The 19084-nt window shown below is 62.7% G+C and carries 13 protein-coding genes and 1 pseudogene; 3 read left to right on the top strand and 11 right to left on the bottom strand.

The genetic code is table 11. From position 1 onward, the window contains the following. The first annotated feature begins 1 nt into the window (after nucleotide 1). The gene (locus tag MESCI_RS32495) at nucleotides 2–343 is read left to right on the top strand and encodes a hypothetical protein (RefSeq protein ID WP_013533223.1); all 342 of its coding nucleotides are present in this window, start codon (nucleotides 2–4) and stop codon (nucleotides 341–343) included. Between the two features lie 20 nt (nucleotides 344–363). Beyond that, nucleotides 364–1815 (top strand): c-type cytochrome, encoded by a 1452-nt coding sequence (locus MESCI_RS27410; RefSeq protein WP_210161352.1) that lies wholly within the window; start codon nucleotides 364–366, stop codon nucleotides 1813–1815. Here the strand turns inward: MESCI_RS27410 and MESCI_RS27415 are convergent. The 10 genes from MESCI_RS27415 to MESCI_RS32440 form a co-directional block, all read right to left on the bottom strand. Further along, on the bottom strand, nucleotides 1787–2212 hold the full coding sequence (locus tag MESCI_RS27415; protein WP_013533225.1) for a c-type cytochrome: 426 nt from the start codon (nucleotides 2210–2212) through the stop codon (nucleotides 1787–1789). The genes MESCI_RS27410 and MESCI_RS27415 overlap by 29 nt on opposite strands. A 70-nt stretch (nucleotides 2213–2282) precedes the next feature. Continuing rightward, the gene (locus MESCI_RS27420; RefSeq protein ID WP_013533226.1) at nucleotides 2283–2606 is read right to left on the bottom strand and encodes a hypothetical protein; all 324 of its coding nucleotides are present in this window, start codon (nucleotides 2604–2606) and stop codon (nucleotides 2283–2285) included. Nucleotides 2607–3144: 538 nt separating this feature from the next. Further along, a complete protein-coding gene (locus MESCI_RS27425; RefSeq protein ID WP_013533227.1) occupies nucleotides 3145–3348 on the bottom strand; it encodes a CsbD family protein in 204 nt (67 codons plus the stop codon). A gap of 150 nt (nucleotides 3349–3498) precedes the next feature. Further along, nucleotides 3499–4107 carry a hypothetical protein gene (locus MESCI_RS27430; protein ID WP_013533228.1) on the bottom strand — a complete coding sequence of 203 codons (609 nt, stop codon included), beginning with the start codon at nucleotides 4105–4107 and terminating at the stop codon, nucleotides 3499–3501. A 12-nt stretch (nucleotides 4108–4119) separates the two neighbouring features. Then, entirely contained in the window at nucleotides 4120–5109 is a 990-nt protein-coding gene (locus tag MESCI_RS27435; RefSeq protein ID WP_245268573.1) for an OmpA family protein, read from the bottom strand. Next, a complete protein-coding gene (locus MESCI_RS27440) occupies nucleotides 5096–5620 on the bottom strand; it encodes a hypothetical protein (protein WP_013533230.1) in 525 nt (174 codons plus the stop codon). The genes MESCI_RS27435 and MESCI_RS27440 overlap by 14 nt, the downstream gene beginning before the upstream one ends. 32 nt (nucleotides 5621–5652) lie before the next feature. Beyond that, complete coding sequence (locus MESCI_RS27445; protein ID WP_013533231.1) at nucleotides 5653–13065, bottom strand: YncE family protein; 7413 nt, start codon at nucleotides 13063–13065, stop codon at nucleotides 5653–5655. A gap of 146 nt (nucleotides 13066–13211) precedes the next feature. After that, the gene (locus tag MESCI_RS27450; RefSeq protein WP_164919972.1) at nucleotides 13212–14507 is read right to left on the bottom strand and encodes a methyltransferase family protein; all 1296 of its coding nucleotides are present in this window, start codon (nucleotides 14505–14507) and stop codon (nucleotides 13212–13214) included. Nucleotides 14508–14576: 69 nt separating this feature from the next. Next, nucleotides 14577–15365, bottom strand: coding sequence for a hypothetical protein (locus tag MESCI_RS27455; protein ID WP_210161353.1), 789 nt, complete (start codon nucleotides 15363–15365; stop codon nucleotides 14577–14579). A 191-nt stretch (nucleotides 15366–15556) separates the two neighbouring features. Next, nucleotides 15557–17248: a helix-turn-helix transcriptional regulator gene (locus tag MESCI_RS32440; protein WP_210161354.1), complete on the bottom strand. Its 1692-nt coding sequence runs from the start codon at nucleotides 17246–17248 to the stop codon at nucleotides 15557–15559. 337 nt (nucleotides 17249–17585) lie between these two features. Between MESCI_RS32440 and MESCI_RS27465 the strand changes: the two are divergent. After that, nucleotides 17586–17699, top strand: a pseudogene (locus MESCI_RS27465) (IS1595 family transposase); the annotation flags it as partial. Nucleotides 17700–17756: 57 nt separating this feature from the next. Here MESCI_RS27465 and MESCI_RS27470 read toward each other — a convergent pair. Beyond that, entirely contained in the window at nucleotides 17757–18833 is a 1077-nt protein-coding gene (locus MESCI_RS27470; RefSeq protein WP_013533235.1) for a helix-turn-helix transcriptional regulator, read from the bottom strand. Nucleotides 18834–19084 lie beyond the last annotated feature (251 nt).

Consider the following 19084-nt stretch of genomic DNA (forward strand, 5'->3'; position numbering starts at 1 on the left):
GATGCAGGCGATCCGTACCGGCGTTTCCTGGGCAGGCCTGGTCAGCGGACCAGTTGCGTGGGCAATAACGCTGCAGCTCGATTATTCGATTGCATCCTGGCAATGCCACGCCGGCTTTCGTCCCACTGCCTTGTTCTCGTTGACAGGCGCCGCTGTCGCCCTGGCAGGCGCGCTGCTGTCATGGCACGCCGTTCATGACCGCGGACATGGTACGGTTCCGCCCCGGAAGGCGTGCACGCGCGCATTCCTTGCCAGGACTTCCGTGGGCATCGGGGCGCTGTTCACGCTCATCTTGCTGGCGCAGCTGATGGCAGGGCTGATCTTCAGCGGGTGCGAACTGTGACGAGGTCAAAGACCCGGAGATTGGCCGTCCGCCGGTGCCCGCCTTGGCCTGCCGCGGGAATTCCATTCCCGGCCGTCACCTCCCGGGCGGTCGCGCTCGTCTTGGCATCGTTGGCGCTTTGCACTGAGCTGCGGGCGAGCGAAATCCAGAAGGGTGAATACCTTACCCGAGCGGCCGACTGCATCGGCTGCCACACGTCCAATCCGAGCCGCCCGTTCGCTGGAGGCTATCGCGTGCCGACACCCTTCGGCGACGTATACTCGACCAACATCACACCTGATCCTGACACGGGCATTGGACGCTACTCCGCGGACGAGTTCGTGCGGGCCGTGCAGAAAGGTGTCAGGCGCGACGGAGCCGATCTCTATCCCGCCATGCCCTATGACAGCTTCGCCGCGATGAGCCGCGAGGACGTGCTTGCGATCCGGACCTACCTCCTGGCGCAGCCGCCGATCTCGCAGCCGCAGCCGCGAAACATCCTGCCTTTTCCATTCAACCAGCGCTGGACAGTTGCGCTGTGGAAGCTCGCGAACCTGCATACCGGCAGTTTCACGCCCGATCGGAACCGGACCGCCGCATGGAACAGGGGAGCCTACCTGGTCGAGGTGCTCGGCCACTGCGGTGCCTGCCACACGCCAAGGAATGCGACGTTCGGCATGGATGAAGACCACAAGCTTGCCGGCGGCACCGCCGGCATCTGGCAGGCCTTCAACATCACCAGCGACAAGATCGCAGGCGTCGGCGGCTGGAGCAACGAAGAGCTGTCTCGATTTCTCAAAACCGGCGCCGTTCCCGGGAAGGCTTATGCGGGCGGGCCGATGGCGGAAACGGTCATGAACAGCCTGCAACATCTTTCCGATGACGATATCCAGGCCATCGTCGCTTATCTCAGGGACGTGCCCGCCCAATCGGGAGACGAAAAGCAGCCGCGGTTCTCATGGGGTAACGCGGCCACGGTCGACGGCGATGCTGGAACCGAAGGGATGACGCAAGGCAGCGGGACCGCAGCCGGCGATGATCTCTATCGATCGCTCTGTTCGACGTGCCATGGGGCGAACGGAGGCGGATCGTCAGACGGATCCTATCCGTCCTTGACCCACAACAGCACCCCCGGCGCGGCCACGCCCGAGGATGTCGCCATGACCATCCTTGAAGGCGTCAAAGCTGGCGACGTGGCGGGGCGTAAATCGATGGCGGCCTTCGGCGGCTGGCTGGACGATGGCCAGGTGGCAGCCCTTGCAAATTACGTCACCGCTCGGTTCGGAAATCCCGACGTCAGCGTTACCGCGGCCGATATACGCCAGATGCGGGCCGGCTCGACAACAGGCCAGACAATCATGGTTCTGGCGGCTCAATCACTTGTGGCGTGCGCCGCCGTGTTGATGCCTGGGCTGCTGCTTCTGCTGGCAAGGCGCCTGCGCCGTCGGACCAGTTCAGTGCGCCTCATGTCCGCGCATAGAGATAGGCGGTGATGTCGCGCGCCTCTTGAGGCGACAGATTTGTATTGGGCATGGCCGTGTTCGGGTCTACGTCCCGCGCTCTGCTGATCCAGCGCATCATCGCATCCGGGCTGGCTCGCGATGCCCCGATATATCCTCTTTCGACGACGCCCTGCAGGGAGGGACCGACGGTACCACGGGCGCCGGGCACCCCCGGGATTTCGTGACATCCGCCACAGCCGTTGCGGATCATGGCCGGGACGGCTCGTTGAGGGTCGCCGCCGATCGCCTGCACAAGCGTGGTTTCTCGCAGACTGTTGCTGCGAACCGATCCGCTGGCGAAGACGGCAAAACCGATGACGACAGCCGCCGATGCTCCTGCCAACCACCAGAATCGGGGCGGCGCTTGCTTGGCGGCCTGCCGGTTCATCTGCGCTTACCGCTCTCAGCGCTCAATGCGCTGCCGAAGCACTGGTCCGGCAACGGATTGAGGAGCCGGCTCATTTATTACAGTTCTGCACATTCGATGTTGTCGTGCCGGTCGCGGTGTTGTTGTCGATGTCGTTGCCTGCCGAATCTTTGCAGCGGTCAGTCATGCCACCTGATTTCGTTGTGGAATTTGTCGAATTTGTAGTGCTCGGATCGGAAGGATTCACGGACGTTCCAGAGCCGGTGCCGCTGTTGCCGCCGGTATTTCCAGACGTAGCGCCGGTGCCGTCGTTCGAGCCCGAACCGCTGTTGGAGCCGGAACTGTTCGACTGTGCCACTGCCGATGTGGCCAATGTGAGCGCGAGCACAGCGGCGGACAGAAGTTTGACGATCATGGTGGATCTCCTGGTTGGGTGTACCGCCACCAAACCAATCGTTTCCTGATATGTTCCCGGCGAAATCGTGTTCAGCAAGATTCTTGTGAAACAGGTTTTTGTGCCGGCACTGCAGACCGGCTAGCCGCGCGACGGCGGTCGATATAGGTGCGCCGCCTTGGCGTCGTCCGGCCGCGGAAGCAGCGCTGGCCGCATGCCCTCGCCTGAAGCATAGTTGCTCACTGGTGGCCGCTGCCCGCGTCCCCGACCAATGCCCGATCATCCCCGGATCGGAGACAGCTCAATCATCGCCATGAAAGTCATAGCAACGGGCCGAACACGAATATAGCCAGTAGAGCAAGAAAAATCACGGCGATAACTGCGATCGCCCACGTGACAATTCTTCTTGTCCCCCGTTGCTCCTGCTTGCGAGAGATATTTTCAGCCACAGTACGAAATCCTTGCTGCAAAACTCAACCGACGACAAGGCTCAGCGCCCGCATGGTCCTGCCGGACTGTTGGGCCGCGTCCTGGAATGGCCACAGCCGGGCTCACATGCCTACCAACCCTGCCGCCCGTACCAATCGTCGACATCGCGCCGCACGCGGTCCTTTTCGATGCCGTAACGCTCCTGGATCTTGCCTTCGAGTTGATCGCGCTTGCCGGCGATGCGGTCAAGGTCGTCATCGGTGAGTTTGCCCCACTGCTCCTTGACCTTGCCTTTCACCTGTTTCCAGTTTCCTTCCACGCGGTTCCAGTCCATGACACCGTTCTCCCTGTTTTGGAAAGGTCCGGAATAGGAAACGCAATCCAGTCAAGGATGTTCCTGGAAACAGCCAACGCGCTGCCCGATGCCGAATCGGTTGCCAGAGTTATCGCCCCTTGCGGTCCCCGGAAAGCGATGGGTCGCTGCTCATTGCCCAGCAAGCTTGCAGTTGCTGGGATAGGTTTCGATGGTGATGGCATCGCCCGCCGGGGTTTTCGCGTTCCTATAGCTGCGTCTGATCTCGACGTTCACGTCCGGCACCGTCGGCTCGTTTCCCGGAAAGAGACCAACCGACACGCTTGCGTGGACGGCAATCGGAGACGTGCTCATTGCCACCTTGGGCGCGCAGCCGAGCAGCGCAAGGGCCTGCGCATCCGCATCATCCTTGAGCTCCGGCTGCAGTGAATTCTCCACGCACGCCATGAGCGCCGCCGGGTCGGGCATCACTGAAGATGTTTCGCCTGAACCGTATATGGAGGTTGCCGTCACATCGGTCCCGTCGACGACGCCGGTCGTCAGGGTTTGCGCGGCGGGCAAAGTGAATGTGATATGTTCCGACGTCAGCGCCAGGTCGCCGCTGGCCCCGCCGGGATATGAAAGGGCGAGCGGTGCGGTCCAGCCCACGACCAACTTGTCTTCGCGCGCGCAGTCGATGGTGATGGATGCGGCGTCGGCGATGCGGGAAGCGCAGGCCAGCGCCATGAGCGCGCACAGCCCGGTGTGGCCAAATCTTTTGAAGTCGTGCACAGGCTTCATGATCCGAACCGGCTATTGCACGACAAGCTCGACGCGGCGGTTCTTGGCGCGCCCTTCGTCGGTGTCGTTGGATTCGATCGGGCGTGACAGGCCCGCCCCTTCGAATGAGAGCCGGGCGGGATCGATGCCGTAGCCGCCCACCAAGGCCGCGGACACATTGGCGGCGCGGCGGGTAGAGAGATCGAGATTATAGGCGGCGCTGCCCGCATTGTCGGTATGGCCAATGATCTTGAGGCGCAGCGCCGGCTTGTCGGTCAGCACCTTGGCGATCTCGTCCAAAGCCGGCTTCGATTCCGGCTTCACGGCGTCCTGGTTGTAATCGAACAGGATGCCATAGAGATTGACGCTGCCTTGCGAAGCGAGTGAATCCGACAGATCCTCGGGAGCCGCCGTCGCCACCTTTGCGGGATCCATGCCCTTGGCTTCCAGCACGCGCACGAAGACGACGGCCCTGTCCTTGTCCTCGCCGGCCATGGCGCTCACATAGATGGCACCTTCCGGCCGCTCGAGCTTGGCCAGGAGGTAGCGGACATGGTCGGCATAGGCGGTCGATATGCCATTGGTCGGATCGAGCTGTTCGCCCAGCAGGTAGAGGTCGCGCAGATTGCCGACCAGGCACTCCTGATCGGCGCAGGAGAAAAGGATGCTGAAGCCTTTCGCCTTGAGATCGGCCTCATAGCTGCTCGCGACCTCCAGCGAAGAACTGCCGGGCGGCAATTCATAGCGCAACTCGCTGGCTCTTCCCTGCTGCTTGAGCCATTCCGGCCCCGACCTGTCCTTCATGGCATTGCGCTCCAGCAGCGCGCCATAATCATGCGGTGACTGCAGGAACACCAGCTCATCGAAATCCTTCGCCTTGCAATAGGCGATCGTCGCGCCCTGGAAACGTCCGACGAACGGATTGTCGGTGCAGCCTTCGACATCTTCGGCCTGCGCCAGCAAAGAGGAGAGCGCCAGGCCAAGAGCCGTCAGGCCTATCCGAAGAATTCTAGTCCGGTACACATTCGTCTCCTTCGACATGCTGGCCTTGTCGGCACGGCACGCACCGGCCGTTCTCCAAGTGATCATTATGCGAGCAGGTCTGCTCCTCCTCTTGCTCCACAGGGGGGAACTCGCTCTCGCGGCATTTGCCGCGGCGGAACTCCGTGCCTTCCGGGCAACCTCTCGCCTGGTTCTTCTTGCCCCTTCGGTCGCGCACGCATTCACCGTCCTGCCGATGGAAGCCGTCGGGGCATTCAAACCTTCTCTTCTTGCCTCTTCGGTCGCGCACACATTCGCCGTCTTCCTTGCGAAAGCCGTCCGGGCATCCGAACCTTATCTTTATCTCGAAGGCGAGCATCTGCGGCGCCTGATCGAGCTTGCCGTTTTTGCTTTCCGCTTTCTGGACGGAGCAAGGCGCTTCATAGCAGACGTCGGTCAGCGGGGCTCCGGCATGGAGTTCAGTGGGGTGAAAGATCGAAACACCCGCCATGGCCACCATGCCCGCCAGTGTCGCGAAGAACGAGGGTTTCACGGATGCAATCTCCCGATGTCATTTCACTTGGCTCAATTGACGCGATCGATGCACTGGCCACTGGATTCCCGCGTGCCGGTCGGACACACGCAGCCGGACGACGTGCTGACCTGGTCGCCTCTGCATTGCTGTTGTTGCGGTTGCGGTTGTGGTTGTGGTTGTGGCGCGGGGTTGTCGTTCGGGCACTTGCTATACCGGCCATAGACGACCGTGCCATCCGGACAGGTCTTCTTGCGGACAGGCCTGGTGCCCTGATCCGGCTGTTGTGGCTGCTGATTCTGGTCGCGGATCATGCGGCACCTGCCGCGCCCAAATTGATATCCCTCCGGGCAGCAGTTCGGATAGACCCCGACGGGCCGGTTGGCGGGACAAGATTGCTGTTCCTGATGTTGATCGCGCACCGGGCGGCACCTGCCACGCCCAAATTGGTATCCTTCCGGACAGCAATTCGGATAGACCCCAACGGGCCGGTTGGCGGGACAAGATTGCTGTTCCTGCTGTTGATCGCGCATCGGACGGCACTTTCCGCGTCCAAACTGGTAGCCCTCTGGGCAGCAATTCGGATAGGCCCCGACAGGGCGGTCAGCGGGACAGAACCGTTGCCTTGCGCGATCGACGCAGACGCCGGTCGCGGCATCAAGCACCTGACTCCGGCGGCACTTTACCTGGGCCGGCTGCGGGGAACGGCATTTGCCATTGCGGTACTCGGTCCCTTGCGGACAGCAATTGGGATAGGCACCAACCGGCCGATCCGCGGGACAGATTCCTGGCTGCTGCTTGATCCTGTTGAGCACGCAGGCATTGCCCTCGGCATGGCTGCCGCGTTTGCAGGCGATGCACCGTCCGGTCCTTGCATCCTTCACAAGGCCGCTGCCGCACTTGACCTCTATGGGTGCCGTCTTCTGAGAACGGCATTTGCCATTACGATATTCCGTACCTTGCGGACAGCAATTGGGGTACGCCCCCATCGGCCGATCGGCGGGGCAGACCCTGGCCTGCACCTGCGGAGCCTGCTTGATCAAGCCAATTCCGCCGCTTCCTGGGCCGGCGGCCTCGCAGGCCTTGCCGGTCCATTTGGTGTTGGCGGGGCAGGCGCACAGGCCATTGCCGGCGAGGATCATGCCGAACTTGCAGGTGGCGGACGGGACGGCGAGGACCGGCGCCGCCTCGGGCGTGATCGGCTTCGAGGTGGAAGCGCCGCCGGTTCCGCTGCAGCTCTTGCCATCCCATCTGGTGTTGGGCGGACAGGCACAGATGCCATTGGCGAGCACCATGCCGCCTTGACAGGTCTGCACGGGCGGGGTCAGGGAAACCGTCTTGCAGGACTGATCATTGATGCCGGGCGTTCCGTCCGAGACGTCGGCGCAATTCGAGAACCGGGCTGCCGAGGCATCGCTCGGCAGGCGCACGACCATGTTGAAGTTGCGCGGGCCGAACTCGCTGCCTTCGGGGGCATCGAGATCGAGGCGCACGGGGCCGGGCGATGTGCAGGAGAACGGGATCTGCGTCGGCTGCGTCGCGCAGGGCAGTGGCGGCGTGATCGAGACGATCTGCGCCGAGGCAAGCCCCGTCAGTTTGTCGGAAATGGTGACCGGCGCGTTGTGGTCGATCGGCCCCGGATTGAACAGCCTGAGGGCGAAGTGGCAATCGCCGCCCAGGGTGCAGGATTGATCGCCGGTCTTGGTGACCTTGACGCTGAAGGGGTCGAGCTTGACCGACGCGCAGCCTTCATTGTCATTCGGATTGCTGTCAACCGGCGGTACTGTCGCGCATAAGGTGAGCGTATCGTTCTTCTTCCATGTCGCCCCGGCGATCACCACGGCATCGGCATCGAGGAATGTTTCCGGGGGCATCGACACGGCGCTCTGACACGCGACAGTCTGGGTGTCGCCATCCTTCTTGCTGCAGGCGCCGGTGCCTTTTACTGTGAGACCGGCATTGATGAACTGAACGATGCCATTCCGGACCTTGGCGTTGAATGGCGGCGGGCCGACGACCGTATCCGACCCATTGCTCTTCACGCTGACTCTGAAGCGGCACACTTCGTTGATGCCACATTCGCCAACGCCGTTCGGTTTGCCGTTGGGAGGGAGGACCTCGACCATCAGATTAGCGCCCTTATGCACCTCGTCCTTGATGGTGACGCAGCGGCCGGCGAAATCCCTGTCGAACGGACTGGGCTTGGCGTTGGCGGCCGGATTATAGTCGATGCAGTTCGTGTAGGTCGGAGAAACCCTCGAGGTTTTGACCAGCACCCGGCCGCTGAGCGTTTCGCCGGGTTTCAGAACATTCGTGCCCTTGTTGGTCGAGATGCATCCGACGGTGCCATTGGTGGTCGAGCACGCGAAGTCGCCATCGACGGTCTCGATCGTGGTGTCGGTGATGGGCTTGAAATCCTCCTTGATGACAAAGGGGCCGGAAGCAGCGTCAGTTCCGACATTCTTCAGCAAAATTCCGAAGGCGCAACTCGGCACGCAAGAGGTGGCCGCGGTGAATTTCTGGGCCCTGAGCAGCGGGCCTTTGACCAGCGGAATGCTGGCGCATGTCTGTTCGCCGCCCGCGAACGAAGCGCAGGTCTTGATCGCAGTCGCATTCGTTCCGCTGCCGGGCTTGAACGTCATCGACACGGGCACAGTCTTGCCGGGCGGAATTTTCGCCGTCACCGCGGAGGTGCAGGTTACGTCATTGCCGTCCTTCTTGCAGGAGATCGGCGCGGTCACACCGGGGACACTTGCTGCCTCGCCGCCGCCCTCCATCGCGATGTTGGGGAAGGCGCTGCCGTCCGGCTGCGATAGATGGACGGTGAAGGAGAGCGGCCCATTGAACTCCGGCGCGTCGGCGGGATTGCTGACTGATGTCGTGAAGACGCATCCGCCGCCTATGTCCGAGCATTGCGCCACCGCCGGATTGTGCGCCAGCGCGAGGTTCTTGGGCTGTTCGGGCTGCGGCGCGGGCTGCAGCAGCCGGGCGGTGGCGCAGGACGGTGCAGCCGCGCCTTTCAGCGTGGCGCAGTTCTTCATTTCCTTGACCGCGCCGATGCCCTTGCCCAGATCGGCGGTGAGAGTGATGCTGACGGAGCTTTTCGCCGCGAGCGTGACCGCCGGGTTGGAGCAGATGAAACCCTGCCCCTGCCTGGCGCAGTTGAATTTGGGATCGGAGGCGGCCGAGACGGTGGCGCTGTTGAAGACGGCGCCGTCGCCGGTCACGTCGTCGGTGAATTCGACCGGTCCCTTGACCTCGGCATCGCTTGTGTTGGAAATCGTGACGTTGAAAACGCAGCGGTTTTCGACGCAGGTGGTGAATGTCTTCACCAGGCTGAGCGGCCCCGCGGTCGAGGCTTGCGGATCGACCTGGCCGCCGCCGCCCGGCGGATCGACCTCCTCGATGTTGACCACAGCGCATTGTTCCGGTGCCGGCTCCCGCACCTTGCCACCGCCACCGACGCCATCGCCCTCGTCCGCGCCGCCGGCATCGGCTCCGCCCGCGCCGGGATCGGCTCCGCCGGCACCCGCATTCCCGTTGGCGGCAAGCTCAGCTTTGCAGGCGGCGAGCTTGTTCTGAAAGCTTCGTTCGACAGCAACCACGACCAAAGGTGAACGGACGCACATATCCATCACGGTCTTGGGGGTGAAGGAAATGGCGTTCTTGCAGTTCAGAGCCTTCATCTGGTCATTCAGGGCCACCGTGCTTTTGACGAGAGTGGGGCAAGTCAGTCTCACCTGCTTTTCGCGGGCACATTCCACATGCCTGTCGAAGCGAGCCTTGTTCTCCGCCTCAAGCATGGGATCAGCCGTGCTGGCGCGCGCCATGCAAAAATCGATATGTTTCTGGTTGTCCATCGACCAGCGAATTTCGGGACCAGTCGGCCTGCATCCCTCCTCGCCGAGTGTCTTTGCCGACAACATGGCCATGCCGGCATAGCCTTCGCAAAACCGGCTCGCTTTGCAGGTCCACCAACTGCCGTCGTTCCGAAACGTGTCGATGACACCTGCTCGATTGATGTGATCGCCCTGGACGCTCCCGTCAGCGGTGATGTCGCCTTTATAGAGACCGGTGTCGCCGGTGTTCCAGGTCACGTTCAAAGTGAACCTGGTGCCGGATATGGTGCCCCTGACCACGCCGCTAATGGCACCGCCACCATCCTTTGGGAAAAAAGAGGCCTGGCCGATGGCATTGCCGTTCGGATCGACTTCCATATGGTTAAATGAAATCTGCAAGCCGTTGCTTTGCATGACGACGAAGCCGTTCTTCTTCATCCCCCATTTCGTACAGTCTTTCGTAACGCTCGACACGCCGCCGATATTGCCGCCGGGATTGTCGATGAAATGCAGAAGGCCCTTGCCGTCGGCGAGCGATGCTGATCGGAAGGCCGCATAAGTAATCAGCGGGCGCCGGCTCATCGGTCCCGTAAGCTCGGCCTTCTTCTGCGGCACCGCGGCCGGGGACGTCATCGCGCAATTCTTCACCGTCCTGGTGCCGGCTGGCAGTTCGAGGTCGAAGCGCAGCGAAACGCTTCTTGATTCCTTCGGCCCGAGCGCCGTGGCCGCATTGCCGAACGAACATTTGACCGGCGGGCCACCCTTCTCGCAGGCGAAGGGTGGGGGCAGAGCATCGTCGGAAAGCTTGGCGCCCGCGACATCGATCGTGTCGGTGAAGGGTATCGGACCGGGCACCGGCGCATCGGTGGTGTTGGTGAGCGTGATCTCGAAGGTGCACGGTCCTTTGAGCGGGCAGCTTGCCGGGCCTTTCTTCGAAATCACCACCGGCCCGGTCTGCACCGGCATGTCCGGATCGAGCGGCAAGGTGGCGCAGGCCGGCGCCGCCGGCTGTCCGCCGGCGTCTCCGTCCGGCGGGTTGCCGCCCGCCTCTGGCGCGCCAGGCTCTGGCAGCTTGTTGTTGAGGGGTTCGTCGAAGGCAATCGCGGCCGTCGCCTCGCCGGCCAGCGGTCCAAAGGTGACAGCGGCCTTGCTCTGCACGAAATCGGCTTCGCCACCTTCGGTCGTGTCGATGGTAAAGGCGATCTTCATGGAGCGGCTTTCGCCGGGAGCCAAGGTGAGCTCCGGCTGTTGGCAATCGAGCTCCCGCCCATCGGGCTTGCATTGCAGGCCGGCCGGCACATTCAGGCTGGTAGGGGAATTCTTCGCCTGGCTCTGAGTTCCGACCGACAGGGTCTGTATGACCCGGAAGGGTCCAGTGACTGCATTGGCGCTGGTGTTGGTGACCTTGACCTCGAACTCGCAGGTCCCAGCCTTGGGCGAGCAGCTCGCCGGCACGCCCGAGGCCTGCACCGCAAGACCGTTCGCGTTGCTGGCCGTCGGCGGCGGCAGCGCGGCCGGCTGTTGATTGTTCGCTTTCTGCTGATTGCCGGGAGGCGGCGTCCCGCCGGCGAGGACCGCGCAATTCCTGACCTCTTTCGTTTCCGGCGGGGTATTCGGCGCGAAGACAAGGCGCATATCGAGCTTGCCGTTGGCGGGCACCGGCCCCGGATGCGTACAGGTGAAGGGCGCCGCCTTGCTGCATTGCCAAGGTGCGTTGGGTTCGCCGGTCAGCGTCGCCTGGGGCGCCTCGATCTGCTCGTTGATCGTGATGGGACCTGGAACTTCTGGCCCGTCGTTGCTGACTTCGATGTTGAAGGCGCACCCGCCCTTGGGGGAGCATTTCGGCACGGTGCCCGTCTTGGTCAGCGTGAGCTTGCCGCGGGTCTGGCCGCCGTCACCTTCAACATCGGGAAAGCCGGTCCCGCCGCCGCCGCCGTCGACATCCGGAAAGCCGGTCCCGCCGCCGCCGTCAACGCCTGGAAAGCCGGGCTGGCCGCCGCCGCCCTCGACACCGGGAAAGCCAGTTTGGCCGCCTCCCGGTATACCGGGAAACTGTTCGTCCGAGGCTACGGCTGGGAATCCGCTGCCGCCTTCGCATTGCGAGAGAACGGCAACGCCGCCGGCATGGCCGCGCGCCGCCGCATCATCCTGAGCCGGATCAAGGGCAACGAAGGCAGTTGGAACGTCTGCGCCGGCAGCAGCCTGAAACTGGCTTGCCGCACCAATCTGCAGACCATGGACAGGCTTTTGCCGATCCAGGACATCGCCGGAAGCAAGCAGCGTTCCGCCGCAGGCGGTGAGGTCGAGGCTGCCGTCGGGCTTGTAGGCATATTGCAGCGCCACGCCGCCGCTGGCATCGCGCCGCTCGATGGACTGACCAACGGGATAGGTGAGCGTATCCAGTTGCCAGGCCGATGCTGTTTGCGGATCGTCCGGGGCTTCGGGCGCATAGCGGATCACATCGGTGGGGCCGCCACTGACAAGTGCCGCAAAATCACCTGCATTCTGCACCGCATTGCGCAGCGCCAGGACCATGTCGCCGCTGTTGTCGAAGACTATCGCTGTGACCGTGCCGGGCTGCGAGGCGTCGACGCCGACCTCGATGCGGGCATCCTGCATGAAGGAGCCATCCTCGGCGAGGCCGACGGACCAGATTTCAGGACCTTCCGCGACAGCGTAATAGAGCCGCTTCCCGTGCACCGCCATGCCGTCGATCCGGCGCGCATTCTGCGTAAAACCCCAGGTCGACGGATTGGCCGCGTCGAAGTCCGGAGACGTGACGTCGAGCTGCTTTGCATCATCGGCGACGGCCTCCTTGCCCGCCAGCGGCCCGCCCTGCAGTCCATGATCGAACTGGCCGGCATCGGTGCCGGCAGTCGGGCCCTTGAGTTGATGAACTAGCCCGGTGTCAAGGTCGGAAACATAGAGCGAACGGCTCGCGGGATCGAAGGCAAGGCCGCCGATGCCGGGCCCGCTGTTGATCGCGCCTTCCTTGGAGAGCTCCGTATAGAGGCTGGCCTCGCCCGTCGCGCTGTCTATCTTCCAGATCGCCCCGGCGCCGCCAAAGGGGGCCTTGCCGAACAGACCCTCCATGAACTGGGCGCCGGGAGCCCCTCTCGTCAGCCGGTCGGGCTGTCCGTCGCCATCCTTGTCGGGGCCGACAATATAGAGGCCAAAGGCGGACGTGGCTGCCGCATAGAGGCCGGGCGTGCCGCGCTCGTCGGCCGGGAGCGTGTCGAAAACCAGCCCGAATACATGGCCGATATTCCCGGCCTTGAAGTCCTTGCGCAGAGGCAGATCAAGCTGCTGGCCGGCCAGCGGCGCGGCAACGAGGCTTCCGTCATAGATGCGCAGCGTGACCCCGTCGGGATCGATGACGGTCTTGGAGAGGGGATCCACGCCTGGCGGCAGCCCCTCGACCTGAAGCCTGACCCCGGCAAAGCCGGAGGCCGCGATATCGCCCGGCTTCAAAACATTCTGCGTCTGGGTGTCCTCGGCCGTCTGGGTGTCCTCGGCACGAGAGGCGGGGGGCATCGACAGCAATGCCACTGTGCCGACAAGCGATGCAATCGCCAGCCAAAACCCAAGGATGAGGAAGGAGCGCGCGAAAGGTAATGCTTTCGGCATTGCCGAGACCCCGACTTAGCGACTGTCCTTGCTCTTCCGGATCAACCGCGAGGAGTGTCGCCTCTCCCCCGCAAGGCACGGCATCGATCCAGAGCCGAGCTGAAAAATGCCGTTAAAAGCCAGGGTCGCCTAGTCATCATATGATGCTAAAATGAGCGCGAGGCAGGGGGCTGCACCAACTTCAGCACGCGGGCCACGAGGCCATGCTCGGCGATAAAGGCCTGGTAGTCCCGATAGATCGGGTCGGCGCTCAAATGCCGTTCCTCGGTCCTGGCGCGCAGGTAATAGACAAGATTGGCGGCGCCCAGCATCAGGCAGGATTGAACTGCCGTGAGCCAGCCCGCACCAGCGACGAACGGCACCGAGATCAGCCACCAGCAAAGATTCTTGCTCAGATAGGCCGGATGTTTCACCCAGCGATAGGGGCCGTTGGTGATGATTCCACGATGGGTGAGGTTGGAGAATCGCAGGCCGAAGGCCGCCGTCGACCAGACATAGATGAAAACCAAGAGCAGAATGGCGCTGCCCCATAGTACATAGAGCCAGGGATAGGGCGCCAGGACCTTGTCCCAATGGAGCTCGTCCAGTTCATATTGAATGTAGTGCCCTTGCGCGTCCACAAACGGCCGGTAGCAGATGAGGCAGATGGCCCAACCACCAATCGTCGGCTCGGTGCTCCTTATGTGACTGTCGATCACCCGCAACGTCAGCGTATAGGCAATCACCGCCAAGAGCACATCCAGAAGGTAGAAGACATCGATGAGCCGGGCGAAGACATCCCGGAAGTCCCACTGCGGGAACAGCGGCGCCGACCACAGCGCGCCGAGATCGTTATTGGCATAGACGAACATCAAGGGCAGGAAGAAAGCCTTCACGAGCCAACCCCGCGCGTGGGCGGCCAGCATGCTCCAGTTCGCCGGACGGTTCCCGGCGAGCAGCAGAGGAAGCTGCGCGTAGGCATCGAAGGGATCGCGCTGCCGGCGGTCGACATGGAGAATGTAGAAAGGCGAAGCGACAATGAGGCCCGGCAGCAGATACAGAGCGGCGTCCTTGAACGGCTGATAGAAGGCGTCGCCATATTCCGGCAGGAGGGCGTATAGCCCCGCAATGCACCCAATGGTCATCCAGAAGCCGACGAGCTTGTGAACAAGCCGCAGCGGATCGACAGGCCGGATCGCGTCCCGCGCCAGTTCCGTGGTGGGATTGAGCTGGACACGGTGGACGAGCAAGTCCACGGCCAGCATGACGGCGGCCGACAAGACCAACACGGCGAGCGTCTTGAGATGGGCAGCTTCAGTCCAGTCGCGCAAAAGCCATACGTTTGCGAGGGCCATGAGCACGCCTGCCATACCGGTCCACTGGCCGCTGGCCGAGCGGGGACATGCCGGGACCGGGGCGGCAGGGTTCTTTTCGCCGCCTTGGGCATGGACACTCTGGTCCACTGGAACATCCATACACGTCTGCCGCCGGACGTCCATTCGATCAAGTCCTGCCGAGCTGACTGAGCTGGATTATCCGCCGCCCAATCCACCCGATGTGCCGCCGCTGGTGTTGCCGGACGTACCACCACTGGTGTTGCCGGACGTGCCACCACTGGTGTTGCCGGACGTGCCACCACTGGTGTTGCCGGACGTGCCACCACTGGTGTTGCCGGACGTACCACCACTGGTGTTGCCGGACGTACCACCGCTGGTGTTGCCGGACGTGCCACCACTGGTGTTGCCGGACGTACCACCACTGGTGTTGCCGGACGTGCCACCACTGGTGTTGCCGGACGTACCACCACTGGTGTTGCCGGACGTGCCACCACTGGTGTTGCCGGACGTACCACCACTGGTGCCGCCGGACGTACCACCACTGGTGTTGCCGGACGTACCGGAACTCTGTCCGGAAGTGCCCGACGTGCCGCCCGATGTGCCGCCACTGGTGTTGCCTGACGTACCGGAACTCTGTCCGGAAGTGCCCGATGTGCCGCCGGACGTACCGCCCGACGTGCCGCCACTGGTGTTGCCGCCCTGCCCGGAAGAGCGTGGGCTCTGTCCGGAGGTACCCCATATGCCTGAGCTCGAGTGTCCAGACGAGCTGGAGGAGGAACGGAGCTTTTTGTGTTTTCCCGAATCCGTGACGAGCACAAAAAAGCGTGAACCTCCGCACCTTCCATGCTCCAGGGTGCCTGGGCAGCGATCATAGGTTGTCTTCGCTGTCGCTATGAATTGCGGAAAGCCCACGATCGCCACGGCCGCGGCCGCCGCCACTCCGATGAAATAGATCGCCGTCTTCATGAACGCCTCTTTGGCCATATTTCGGTGGAAGAGGTCCGGGCCCATCCGGGAACCACACCGGTCAACTCCAATGCAGAACATTGCCGGGAAGAGTGCGAGCCGCCTAGTCACCATATGATGCTAAAATGACTCGGAGTCGGGGCCGCGATCGCGCTTGCGGAAAGCCCGTGCAAGTCGGACATCACGCGCAATCGCCTAGATCCGATAGCTCATTGCTGGAATGGATGTGCCGATTTCAAAAGCGCAACAAGCTGGCTTTGTTGATTCGTTCCCGTCTTGCGAAAGATACGGTTCAAATAAGTGCGCACGGTCGAGAATTGCAGGCCGGCTTCAGCCGCCGCCGCCTGCAGATTAAGGCCCTTGGCCAGCGCGGTGGCAAGCCGCACTTCCGCCGCCGTCAGGTCGAACAGGCCGGTCAATATGGTCGGCGAGGGCACCAGAGTGCTGGCACTGATCGCGGTGGCGACAATGAGCAGATCGCAGCCGCCAAAGAGGTCATGCGCGTCCGCGTCCTGCTTGAGCGGCAGGACATGCACCACGACCGGCGGAGGCAAGGCGCTGCGCAGCGGAATGGAGCGCGAAACGGGTTCGCCGTCGCGAGCCTGCACGGCCACCTGGAACAAACGGTTGCTTTCCGGATTGGCAAGGGCGATACCGCCGAACGCCGTCGCCACGAAGAGCGTCTTTTCCTGATCGAACAGCGTGTTCGTTGCCCTGACGCGACCATTGCCGGCGAGGACGGCCGCCGGAAGTCCGATCGTGGCCAAGGCATTCACCGTGCCGCGGGCGCGCTCCAGGCCCAGGCGCGTGGCCGCGAGGCTGGCGCGCGCCATGTCGGGTCGCAGGCGGTCGAGCAACGCAAAATGCTCCGGTTCGTGGGCGCCGTCTTCCAGGCCGTGAACATGCATTTCGAAGCCCTCGGGAATGCGGCAGGCAACCTCTGTCATCATGATCATCGCGCAGCGCTCGGATGCCAGGCTGTAGGCGCGGGCATCGACGAAAGACGCCACCGACAGCACCAGCCGTGCCAAGTCGGATCGTTGGCGATCCGATGGCACTAGCAGCGTCCCGCCGGTTCCCCGCATGACACCGTCCACCAACGAGCAAGCATCCACGACCAGCCGCTGCAGCTCCTGCGTATCCTGCACACCGGTGGCGACAATCGTGCCGTCCTTGAGAGTCAACGGACTGTCCCGCCGTGCCAGTATCGCTTCGGCGGCCTCGTTCATCTGCGCGATCTGGCAGTGACCGTTGACCAGAAGGACGCCGAAGGGCAGACGCGCGAACGCCGATGCCAGCGCCGAGGTGTTTTCAAGCCGCCGGCCGATCTGCCCGGCGCGCAGGACATGCGGCACGATCTTCTGCAACAGCTCGATGTCTTCCTTGCCAAACGCGTCCTGCCTCGGACCGCGATCGACACTCAAAATCCAGTGCGACCCGTTGGCGGCGATCAGGTTGCAGGCGAGCCCCTTATAGATGTCACGCGGCCTTAGCCAGTCCTGCCAGAGTTCGCTGCGGCGGAACGCCGGCTCATCAGGTGGCGGCGGCCAACGATAGACTTTGCCGACGGGCAAGGCCGCCGACGCCGCTGTCAGAGGATCGCGCATCAACGTGTCGATGGCCTTTTGCGAACTTAATTCCGGGTCGAGGTCGGATGCGACCGCCTTGGCCGTCCGCGGGCTGACGTGCAGGATGCACGCGCGCGAACCGCCGAACAGGTCACGCAGGCTGGTGACCGCGTCGAACCATCGTTCCTGGTCGTAGGCGGCTTCGTAGACCCTGCCAACAACGGCGGATACCGCTTCGGTGGTGACGTCAGCCATGGGGGGCCCTTCGATCCTTCGAATGCTCACGTTTTCGTGAAGAAGCCTAACACATGGAAGCTCTCGCGCAAGTTGCACTGGTGCTGAGCCTGGGATGCCGCCCTCGTTTCCGGCCCATCGTCAATTAGCAAAAATGAAGGTGCCCCCCGGCTCTGGCCTTAGGGGTTCCCATTGACGCTTGCCGGCTTTTGCCGACGTGGATGGAAGCTTGGGCGGAGGCGCTGGCGTGACGGGCTTTGCGGGCTTTTCTTCCTGACCGCTTGGCGCTGGCGGCACGCTCTGCTCACGTTCACCGAAAGCCCATAGATCTTCCATTCGCCGTCTTCCGGCGCAAACAGGGGTGGTGTGTGGATGTTCTCCGCATTGCAATCTGTGCTTTTTATGCGGTTCTTGGGGCGTGGAAAAGGAGAGCTTGATGTCTGAAATGCTGCTGGCAACGCTTTCCAACATTCGGACGGTTGAGGAAATGATCGTCGCCTTCCGGGATGAAGAGCATTGCCGGCGGCTCCTGGAAGGTGTGGTGTGCCCGCCTCCGGGCCGCGCCGTGCAAGTCGGACATCACGTGCAATCGCCTAGATCCGATAACTCATTGCTGGAATGGATGTGCCGATTTCAAAAGCGCAACAAGCTGGCTTTGTTGATTCGTTCCCGTCTTGCGAAAGATACGGTTCAAATAAGTGCGCACGGTCGAGAATTGCAGGCCGGCTTCAGCCGCCGCCACCTGCAGGTTAAGGCCCTTGGCCAGCGCGGTGGCGAGCCGAACTTCCGCCGCCGTCAGGTCGAACAGGCCGGTCAATATGGTCGGCGAAGGCACCAGCGCGCTGGCGCTGATCGCGGTGGCGACAATGAGCAGATCGCAGCCGCCAAAGAGATCATGCGCGTCCCGCTTGAGCGGCAGGACATGCACCACGACCGGCGGAGGCAAGGCGCTGCGCAGCGGAATGGAGCGCGAAACGGGTTCGCCGTCGCGAGCCTGCACGGCCATCTGGAACAAACGGTTGCTTTCCGGATTGGCAAGGGCGATACCGCCGAACGCCGTCGCCACGAAGAGCGTCTTTTCCTGATCGAACAGCGTGTTCGTTGCCCTGACGCGACCATTGCTGGCGAGGACGGCCGCCGGAAGTCCGATCGTGGCCAAGGCATTCACCGTGCCGCGGGCGCGCTCCAGGCCAAGGCGCGTGGCGGCAAGGCTGGCGCGCGCCATGTCGGGCCGCAAGCGGTCGAGCAATCCAAGATGCTCCGGTGCATAGGCGCCATCTTCCAGACCGCGCTGGAATACGAACATAACGAGCTCGCCGCTAGGCATCGGGATCGCCGCGCAGGTATTTGCCCCGAGCCCCAGTGTGCGCAACCGGATACGCACTGGATCGTCCCGAATTTCCTGTGGGGTCATGAAGCTGTCGACATCGATGAAGCTTGCCGGCCGCAGTTCGCTCATGCGCGTGGCGGCGGTGGAAAGCCGCAACGTCTCGTCTGCCGTGACTTCCTTCATCAGGCCCTGCAGGGACGGAACCGCCTTGCCACGGACAGGCAATCCATCGGCGAAAACAAAGAGTGCCCCACCCTTCGACGCCGCAGCACCGGTGACCCCCTCGAGAACGGCGGGCCATTTTTCTGAAATGAACGCTGCTTCATAAAGCGAGTCGACAATTTCCGTGAGCATGTGCCATATCTTCAGGCAGCGTATGTCTTGTGCTACATTGCACTTACACTAACATAAATCCAGCCAAATTTGAAGTCTCCGGCAGCGAAACTTGCAGATTTGGAACACATCTGGCTCCATCCGGATCATAAGCTGCTGCCTTGAAGTAGTTTCGCATTCGGCTTGGGAGAATCCGCCTGATGATCGAACCGACGGCATCCTATAGGGCGAGGCCAGCCGAAACCACGTTGTTGCCGCCTAATCCCCCTACT

This window comes from Mesorhizobium ciceri biovar biserrulae WSM1271 (assembly GCF_000185905.1).
Lineage (GTDB): Bacteria > Pseudomonadota > Alphaproteobacteria > Rhizobiales > Rhizobiaceae > Mesorhizobium > Mesorhizobium ciceri.

Bases quoted from the DNA above. Each gene is read 5' to 3' on its own strand.
- MESCI_RS27420 (WP_013533226.1), bottom strand. From the start codon at position 2,606: ATGATCGTCAAACTTCTGTCCGCCGCTGTGCTCGCGCTCACATTGGCC.
- MESCI_RS27445 (WP_013533231.1), bottom strand. From the start codon at position 13,065: ATGCCGAAAGCATTACCTTTCGCGCGCTCCTTCCTCATCCTTGGGTTT.
- MESCI_RS27415 (WP_013533225.1), bottom strand. From the start codon at position 2,212: ATGAACCGGCAGGCCGCCAAGCAAGCGCCGCCCCGATTCTGGTGGTTG.
- MESCI_RS27425 (WP_013533227.1), bottom strand. From the start codon at position 3,348: ATGGACTGGAACCGCGTGGAAGGAAACTGGAAACAGGTGAAAGGCAAG.
- MESCI_RS27470 (WP_013533235.1), bottom strand. From the start codon at position 18,833: ATGCTCACGGAAATTGTCGACTCGCTTTATGAAGCAGCGTTCATTTCA.
- MESCI_RS27430 (WP_013533228.1), bottom strand. From the start codon at position 4,107: ATGAAGCCTGTGCACGACTTCAAAAGATTTGGCCACACCGGGCTGTGC.
- MESCI_RS27455 (WP_210161353.1), bottom strand. From the start codon at position 15,365: ATGGCCAAAGAGGCGTTCATGAAGACGGCGATCTATTTCATCGGAGTG.
- MESCI_RS32495 (WP_013533223.1), top strand. From the start codon at position 2: ATGCAGGCGATCCGTACCGGCGTTTCCTGGGCAGGCCTGGTCAGCGGA.